General features: G+C 37.2%; 5 protein-coding genes. 4 read left to right on the top strand and 1 reads right to left on the bottom strand.

The genetic code is table 11. The features are described 5' to 3' along the window. Positions 1–20 precede the first annotated feature (20 nt). Positions 21–470, bottom strand: coding sequence for an OsmC family protein (locus ACY65O_RS15390; protein WP_462221748.1), 450 nt, complete (start codon positions 468–470; stop codon positions 21–23). A 460-nt stretch (positions 471–930) separates the two neighbouring features. Here ACY65O_RS15390 and metX point away from each other — a divergent pair, with 460 nt between their 5' ends. The 4 genes from metX to ACY65O_RS15370 all read left to right on the top strand — a co-directional run bounded on the left by metX (position 931) and on the right by ACY65O_RS15370 (position 6,349). Then, positions 931–1,974 (top strand): homoserine O-acetyltransferase MetX, encoded by a 1,044-nt coding sequence (gene metX, locus ACY65O_RS15385; protein ID WP_462221747.1) that lies wholly within the window; start codon positions 931–933, stop codon positions 1,972–1,974. A 171-nt stretch (positions 1,975–2,145) separates the two neighbouring features. Continuing rightward, positions 2,146–3,747 (top strand): alpha,alpha-trehalase TreF, encoded by a 1,602-nt coding sequence (gene treF / locus ACY65O_RS15380; RefSeq protein WP_462221746.1) that lies wholly within the window; start codon positions 2,146–2,148, stop codon positions 3,745–3,747. 168 nt (positions 3,748–3,915) lie between these two features. Beyond that, positions 3,916–5,262: an MFS transporter gene (locus tag ACY65O_RS15375; protein WP_462221745.1), complete on the top strand. Its 1,347-nt coding sequence runs from the start codon at positions 3,916–3,918 to the stop codon at positions 5,260–5,262. A 64-nt stretch (positions 5,263–5,326) separates the two neighbouring features. After that, positions 5,327–6,349, top strand: coding sequence for a carbohydrate kinase family protein (locus ACY65O_RS15370; RefSeq protein ID WP_462221744.1), 1,023 nt, complete (start codon positions 5,327–5,329; stop codon positions 6,347–6,349). Positions 6,350–6,359 lie beyond the last annotated feature (10 nt).

Raw genomic sequence — 6,359 nt, 5'->3', positions numbered from 1 at the left:
TAATCTTCTTTTCAATCTCGTTACTTTCCTCCCCCTTCGGGGGAGATAGAGGGGGCTGTTTTCAACTCCCATGTCAACACCGTTCCACTTTTCTTCAAAGTTTCGGCAACACTGCAATATTTATTCATGGATAATTCGCAGGCACGTGCGGCTTTCTCTTTATCAATATCTCCGCTAAGTGTAAAAATAATTTTTGCATTGGCCCACAGCGATGGTTCTTTACCGGATTCTCTCTCGCCGGTAATTTTTATAGAAAAATCGGTGATGGTTTGTCGCTGTTTTTTTAAGATCATTACAATATCAATTGCACTGCAACCACCCAAACCCATTAATAACATTTGCATTGGGCGTACACCAAAATTATTGCCGCCACTTTCGTCGCTGCTGTCCATGTGTACGGTGTGGCCATTGGCATCTTTGGCCTCAAAACCAAAATCTCCGGCTACACGGTGTAAATTAATTTCAATCATTTTAAAACATTTTTACAAATATAAATATTGCAAGCCTTTACTTTGCATTTTATTTATGGCCTCCGCCCCCTCTATCTCCCCCGAAGGTGGATGAAATGGAGGAGACTTTAGCGGAGATAGAAACGAGGGTGAGTCACTCCTTAAAGAGTGGCTCACCCGGTAATGAAAAAGATAGCCTCACAGAGAAAAATGGTATTTTAAATCAGCTCCGCAGGAGCTTAAGGTGGGTAGAAAAAATAATGTATGTTTTTAATCGTTCCGTAGGAACGACAGATGCTTTTTGCAAAACATAATTAAAGCTCAATAAAGAAATATTGTTGAAGAGTGTCTCGCCTTAGGCCAGACCAATGAAGATGAAGAAAGAAATATAGCTGGGTTCAAAACAAAAACGCTTTTAAAAAAATAAAGCAACATAAAAATTATAAACCTTGAATAACTCCCCTTCAGGGGATGGGGGCAAATGAACATCTTTAAACATACCGGCAATTTTATTTTAGAAAGTGGTTACACATTTCCATCAATTGAAATTGAATACACCACTTACGGCAACTTAAATGCTGATAAAAGCAATGTGGTGTGGATATGCCATGCACTTACTGCCAACAGCGATGCTGCAGACTGGTGGAATGGCGTGGTGGGCAGCAATCATGTAATTGATCCTGAAAAATATTTTATTGTTTGTGCAAATATTTTAGGCAGTTGCTATGGCAGCACAGGGCCGCTGAGTATTGATACAAATACGCAACAACCTTACTACAATAATTTTCCGCTGGTAACCATACGTGATATGGTGCAGGCGCATATTTTATTGCGTGAGCATTTAGGCATAGAAAAAATATTTTTAGTAATGGGTGGCAGCATGGGTGGTTACCAGGCTATGGAATGGTGTGTGATGGAAAAAAATGTGATTGAAAATGTATTGCTGCTGGCAACATCGGCAAGCGAAAGTGCCTGGGGCATTGCAACACATACTGCACAGCGTTTAAGTATTGAAGCGGATAATACTTTTAATACTGCTTCGCCAACTGCGGGTGCAAAAGGATTGAAAGCTGCCCGTGCTATTGGTATGCTTACGTATCGCAATTATGGTATTATGGTGCAGCAGCAAACAGATAATGACGCAGAAAAAATTGATAATTATAAAGCATCATCGTACATTAATTACCAGGGCGAAAAATTAGTGCATCGTTTTAATGCTTACACTTACTGGCAGCTTACAAAAAGTATGGACAGTCATAATATTGCCCGTGGCCGTGGTGGAAATTTGGCTACTGTATTAAATGATATTACACAACGCACTTTAATAATTGGTATCAGCAGTGATATACTTTGTCCGCTGGTAGAGCAGCGATTTTTAGCCAACCATATTGCAGATGCAACAATGATAGAAATTGATTCGGATTACGGACATGATGGATTTATGGTGGAGAGTAAATTAATTTCGCAGCATTTGGCAGAGTGGCTGGGTGAAGATGTGGTGCTGGGTTTTGGCGCTGCGATATAAAAAATGCCCCTAACCCCTAAAGGGGAACTGCAGATTTTAGAATATTTATACTTTTTATCTTTCAAGCATTGTTATTGCTGAATACACAAGCATTGTTTCACTTGCAGCATAAAAAATTTACCACTACTTTATAAAGTAGATTCGTTTATTTTGTTTGATAAATTTATGTGTATGAAAAAATGGCCTGCTGCAGCAGTAATGTTTGCTGTATTAAATAATGCTGCGGCGCAACAACCGGCAACTCCCGATAAAATATATGGCCAACTTTTTATTGATGTACAAATGGAGCAAGTTTTTACCGATGGTAAAACTTTTGTGGATTGTACACCTAAAAGAAAAGTAAGCGATATTATGTACGATTACGGTTTAGCAAAAGGGCCGGGTTTGAATTTAAAAAAATTTGTGGCCGCTAATTTTGATTTGCCTGCTGCACCCCCTGCGTTTAATTATATTCAAAAAGAATTGGATGCGGCTAACCACATCCGTAATCTTTGGAGTAATTTAAAAAGAGAAGCCGATAAAAATGTAAAAGGATCTTCTTTATTGCCATTACCCAATGCTTACATTGTACCCGGCGGAAGATTTAGAGAAATTTATTACTGGGACAGTTATTTTACCATGCTGGGTTTAAAAGAAAGTGGCGAAACTGCCATGATTGAAAATATGGTGGATAATTTTGCTTATCTCATTTATCAGTATGGCCATATTCCCAATGGTAACCGAACTTATTATTTAAGCCGCAGCCAGCCACCATTTTTTAGTTTGATGGTGGAGTTGCTTGCAAGTATAAAAGGGAAAACTGTTTATGGAAAGTATTTTACACCACTGCAAAAAGAATATGCTTACTGGATGGGTAAAACTACTGATGGCACAGGCCATGCAGTAAAAATGCCAGACGGAAGTTTATTGAGCAGGTATTATGATAACAGCGATAAACCAAGGCAGGAAAGTTATAAAGAGGATTATGATGTTGCAGAAAGTGTAGCGAATGAATTGGCCATGCGTATAAAAATGTCGTCGCCGGAGGCATTAAAAAAAATACTGGATGAAACAAAAGCAACTGCATGCAGAAATTTACGTTCGGGTGCAGAGAGTGGCTGGGATTTTAGCAGCCGCTGGTTTGCCGATGAAAAAAATATTACAACCATTCAAACTACTACTATTATTCCGGTTGATTTAAACTGCCTGTTGTATCATTTAGAAATAACCATAGCAAAAATTTATGGATTGAATAAGGATACTAAAAATCAAAGAACGTTGCTTGCGCTGGCAGCAAAAAGAAAAGCTTCTATTTTAAAATATTGCTGGAATGCAAAAGAAAATTTCTTTTGCGATTATAATATTGAAACAAAAACTATCAACAATAATATTACTGCCGCAGGCTTATATCCTTTGTTTGTAAAAATTACAACCACACCACAGGCAATTGCAGTTGCGGCAACAACAAAAAAATATTTATTAAAACCCGGTGGTATTGTTACTACAATTAATAACACGGGCCAGCAATGGGATGCTCCTAATGGCTGGGCACCATTGCAATGGATTGCCGTAAACGGATTAAATAATTATAATGAAAAAATTTTGGCAAAAGATATTGCTGCCCGCTGGCTGGCATTAAATGATAAAGTATATGCAGCTACAAGTAAAATGATGGAGAAATACAATGTTGAAGATTTAAGTAAAGAAGCCGGTGGCGGCGAGTATCCGTCGCAGGATGGTTTTGGCTGGACGAATGGCGTGTATTTGGCATTGAAAGCATTTATAAAAAAATAATTTTTTTGTTATACTTGTACTACTGCACATTTTATTCGGGTACAGTTGTTTTGCCGTTCAAATGCAGCGCTGTCGTACATTTCTTTATCCACCACAATCGTTTGCAGATTTGATAACAACTTGTTTTGAGTAAATTTGATATTCTCAATTTTCTCAAAACGATTGCTAATGACTATACCAAAACCGCATTTAAGCTTCTGGCAAATAATAAATATGAATGTGGGCTTTTTTGGCATTCAGTATAGTTTTGCGTTACAACAAAATGCTGTTAATCCCATCTATAAATTTTTGGGTGCAGAAAATGGAGATTTACCGATGTTACAAATTGCCGGGCCAATTACAGGTTTACTAATTCAGCCAATAATTGGAGCAATGAGTGATAAAACCTGGCATCCAAAATGGGGAAGAAGAAAACCTTATTTTTTAATTGGTGCCATATTCTGCAGTATATGTTTATTTCTATTTCCATTTAGTAAAGAACTGTGGATGGCTGTAGGCCTGTTATGGATTTTAGATGCTGCAAACAATACAGCAATGGAACCTTATCGTGCTTTTGTTGCCGATAAATTAGATGGTAAACAACAGCCAACCGGATTTTTAGCCCAAAGTTTTTTTACAGGATTTGGACAAACATTAGGTACATTATCACTTTTTATTTTTCAATTAATTCCTTTTTTAAATAAAAGCAACGCTAATAATATTCCTTATTGGGTATTTGCCTCTTTTTTCTTTGGCGCAGTTTGCAGTATTACCAGTGTACTGTGGAGCAATAAAACAACTCCTGAAATTCCACCAACACCAGAAGAGCTTGCTGAACTGAAAAGTATAAAATTAAGTATAGCATCTCCCTTTATAGAAATTTATCATGCAGTTAAAGAAATGCCTGCTAATATGTGGCGTTTGTTTTTAGTGTATTTGTTCCAATGGTTTGCTTTAAAATGTTATTGGGATTACAAAGATTTGACCATTGCAAAATCTATTTTTAACACTACAGATAACTCTGCTGCAAATGCAATTTACCAGGAAGCTGTTGGCTGGGGCGGCTTGATAAGTGGCTGGACAAATATTATAACATTTGTATCTGCATTTGCACTGGTTTGGTTTGCAAAAAAAATTGGCGCAAAATTGGTTCATAGCACCTGTTTATTATTAGCAGCATTAGCGCTGGTTATTTTTCCACAAATCAGCGATAAGTATTTGGTGTTAATTCCACTTATTGGTTTTGGTATTGCATGGGCAAGTATGATGGGGGTTCCATATTTATTAATTGTAAAAGATATTCCTAAAAACAGGTATGGGGTTTATATGGGCATCATTAATATGATGATAGTACTTCCAATGCTGATTTATTCACTAAGCTTTGGATCAATTTTTAATAATTTTTTAGGTAAAGAACCTGTAAATGCTATTTATTTTGGAGCAGTATTTTTATTAATAGCAGCATTACTTACCCTTTTAATAAAAACCGAAAAATCAACAGAAGAAATAATTATGCCGGCTGGTATGGGGCATTAGCCCCTATCCCCTAAAGGGGGAAAAGTGAAGATCGGTGTTAAAGAAAAAAGTATTAATTAATGTTATGAGTTTAATAAGGAAAGATATAAAAAAGGAAAGCAACAATCTAAGTTCTCCGCCGGCTGGCGGAGAGTGGGGCAAAATACTCTGCATCGGCGAAGCATTGATAGATTTAATTTGTACTGATAAAGGCAAATCGCTGAGCGATGGAAATAATTTTTTAAAAAAAGCCGGTGGTGCCCCAACCAATGTGGCGGCAGCAATTGCAGCATTGGGTGGCAATGTAGAGCTGGCCGCAAAAGTTGGTGTTGATCCTTTTGGAAAACATTTAATAGAAGTGATGAGTGATTTTGGTGTCAATACCAAATGGATGCTGCAGGATGAAAATAATTTTACCACGTTTGCATTTGTATCGTTGATGGAAAATGGCGAGAGGGATTTTTATTTTAACCGTGGTGCCGACGGGCAACTGAGCCGTCAGGAAGTGGAGGCTATTAATCTTGATGAATTTTCAATTATTCATTTTGGTTCTGCTACTGGTTTTTTACCAGGCCCGTTGCAGGCAGCTTACCAGGGTCTTTTACAAAAAGCATTACTCAAAAATATTTTTATAAGTTTCGATCCTAATTACCGGCATTTATTATTTCAAAATAATACGCAAACATTTATTGATCAGTCGTGGAATTTTTTAGAGTGCTGCCATTTTTTTAAACTAAGCGATGAAGAAGCGTTGTTAATAACAGGTGCTGCAACATTAAGCGATGCTGTAAAAATTTTGTTTGAAAAAACAGATGGTGTTTTTGCAATAACACTTGGTAAAGATGGAACGATGTTAGGATTTAACGGGCAAACAGTCATTGTACCCAGTATTGCCGTAACACCTGTAGACACCACCGGTGCAGGCGACGCATTTGTAGGTGCTTTATTATACCAGCTCAGCGATAAACCGGTAGATGAAATAAAAGTTTTATCGGCAGAGCATTGGCATAAAATTATTTTTAATGCCAATAAAGCAGGAGCAAGAACATGTGAGTATATGGGGGCCATGGAAGCTTTTAAACATTTAAATAATACCATTTTTAATTAAAGAAAATATC

The organism is Ferruginibacter sp., from assembly GCF_031430955.1.
In the GTDB taxonomy this organism is placed as follows: Bacteria; Bacteroidota; Bacteroidia; order Chitinophagales; family Chitinophagaceae; genus Ferruginibacter.
Note: the sequence above shows the minus strand (reverse complement) of the source record. Positions and strands in the feature narration are given on the sequence as shown.

Bases quoted from the DNA above. Each gene is read 5' to 3' on its own strand.
- treF (WP_462221746.1), top strand. From the start codon at position 2,146: ATGAAAAAATGGCCTGCTGCAGCAGTAATGTTTGCTGTATTAAATAAT.
- metX (WP_462221747.1), top strand. From the start codon at position 931: ATGAACATCTTTAAACATACCGGCAATTTTATTTTAGAAAGTGGTTAC.
- ACY65O_RS15390 (WP_462221748.1), bottom strand. From the start codon at position 470: ATGATTGAAATTAATTTACACCGTGTAGCCGGAGATTTTGGTTTTGAG.
- ACY65O_RS15375 (WP_462221745.1), top strand. From the start codon at position 3,916: ATGACTATACCAAAACCGCATTTAAGCTTCTGGCAAATAATAAATATG.
- ACY65O_RS15370 (WP_462221744.1), top strand. From the start codon at position 5,327: ATGAGTTTAATAAGGAAAGATATAAAAAAGGAAAGCAACAATCTAAGT.